The following is a 471-nucleotide window of genomic DNA, read 5'->3' as shown; positions in this document are numbered from 1 at the left end:
AATCGCCAAGGCATCCACCATGTGCACTTATTCACTTGTCCCTATAACCTTGACGGCTATCGGTATCAAGCATTTACTACAGTGTTTGATGAGCTTTATTACTACCCTGAACACATGATGTCTCATGCGTTCAATAAAACTTTACTTCTTCCAGATTGTTAAAGAACGAAACAGCAGTAGTCTCTAAAAGACTAAACGTAAAAGCGACAAGTCACGCTTACGTTTAATATCTTGAGTAGATGCGTTGGTGGAGGATGACGGGATCGAACCGACGACCCCCTGCTTGCAAAGCAGGTGCTCTCCCAGCTGAGCTAATCCCCCAGGGATTTCTTGCATCGATAAACCATGGTGGGTCTGGTTGGGCTCGAACCAACGACCCCCGCGTTATCAACACGGTGCTCTAACCAGCTGAGCTACAGACCCGCTTGATGTACCTCGCGGTGCTACTGTTTCTTCTTCATTCGACAGTCG

2 tRNA genes are annotated in these 471 nt (G+C 47.3%); both read right to left on the bottom strand.

The window, feature by feature from the left end:
* Positions 1–245: 245 nt before the first annotated feature.
* A tRNA-Ala gene (locus tag GM672_RS27870) sits at positions 246–321 on the bottom strand.
* 25 nt (positions 322–346) lie between these two features.
* Positions 347–423 (bottom strand) — tRNA-Ile (locus tag GM672_RS27865).
* Positions 424–471: the final 48 nt, after the last annotated feature.

The organism is Pseudoduganella buxea (assembly GCF_009720835.1).
Classification (GTDB): Bacteria; Pseudomonadota; Gammaproteobacteria; order Burkholderiales; family Burkholderiaceae_D; genus Rugamonas; species Rugamonas buxea.
This window is presented reverse-complemented; position numbering and strand designations above follow the sequence as displayed.